Source organism: Pseudomonas sp. Root401 (assembly GCF_001425105.1).
GTDB lineage: Bacteria > Pseudomonadota > Gammaproteobacteria > Pseudomonadales > Pseudomonadaceae > Aquipseudomonas > Aquipseudomonas brassicacearum.
This window is the reverse complement of sequence record NZ_LMDO01000005.1, coordinates 7,241-8,672: the sequence shown is the minus strand read 5'-3', so window position 1 is coordinate 8,672 and position 1,432 is coordinate 7,241. Positions and strand designations below refer to the sequence as shown.

Annotated in this window: 1 pseudogene; it reads left to right on the top strand. The window is 64.1% G+C overall.

Annotated elements, in window-relative coordinates:
- A pseudogene (locus ASC85_RS32945) lies at nt 1–1,432 on the top strand (RHS domain-containing protein); the annotation flags it as partial.

Here is a 1,432-nt window from a genome sequence, read left to right as displayed (position 1 = left end):
CGGTGCCACCCGGACCTGGCTCTACAACGCCTACGGCAAGGTTACCGCCGAGTGCGATGAACAAGGGCGGGTCACCCGCTACGAATACGCCGACGACCTACACCTGGTCAGCCGCCGGCTGAACCCCGACGGCAGCGAGCTGAAGTACCGCTACGACTCGGCGCGGCTGTTGCTGACCGAAATCGAAAACGAATCCGGCGAAAAATATCAGCTGGACTACACGCCCAACGGCTTGATCCGACAGCAAGTCGGCTTCGACGGCCAACGCACTGCCTACGCCTACGACCTCAACGGACACCTGCTGGAAAAAACCGAGCACGGCGAGGACGGTTCACAACGGCTCACCCAGTACCAGCGCGACGCGGCTGGGCGGCTGCGGGTCAAGACCTTGCCCGACGGCCAGGCCATCGAATACCGCTACGACGAGTTGGGCCGATTGGTCCACGTCAACGACGGCAGCGATCATCCGTTGGCCTTCGAATACGACGCCCAGGACCGCTTGGTCTGCGAGCACCAGGGCTGGGGCACCCTGCGTTACCGCTACGACGCTTGCGGGCGCCTCAACCACCTGCGCCTGCCGGACGACAGCCAGCTCGACTACCACCATGCCCCGGGTGGCGCTCTGACCGCCATCGACCTCAACGGCTCGCGCCTGACCGAACACCGCTTTGACGGCGGACGCGAACGGCAACGCCAGCAGGGTCGGCTGCTCAGTGACTACGACTACGACGAACAGGGCCGTCTCAAGGCCCAGACGGTGTGGCAGAGCCGACAGCAGCAACTGTTCTGGCGCGATTATGCCTACAGCGCCAAGGGCAACCTGCAAACCCTTTCCGACAACCGAAACCGCCGCAGCTACCAGTACGACCCGCTGGATCGCCTGACCCGCATCGATTTTTCCCACAGCGAACCGCCGGAACACTTCTAAGGAGGGCGACCGCCACTACGACTACGACGCCTTCGGCAACCTGCTCCGCGAACGCCGCGGCCAGGCCCTGGTCAGCGCCTACCGCTACGACAGCCAACACCGCCTGATCGGCGTCATCACGGCCAACGGGCGTGAAACGTCCTACCGCTACGACGCCTTCGGCCGACGCATCAGCAAGACCGTGGACGGCCTGACCACGGAGTTTTTCTGGCAGGGCGACCAGGTCATCGCCGAAAACAGCCCACGCCACCACCGCAGCTACGTCTACGAACCCGGCACCTTCCGCCCACTGGCGATGCTTGATGGCGAAGGCCCGGAAAAAGCCACGCCGTTCTACTACCACCTCGACCACCTGGGCACGCCCCAGGAACTGACCAGCTTCAGCGGCCAAATCGTCTGGTCGGCGCGCTACAACGGCTACGGCAAACTCACCGAACTCCAGCACGGCGGCGGCGAACAGCTTGAGCAACCTTTGCGCTTCCAGGGCCAATACTTCGACCCGGA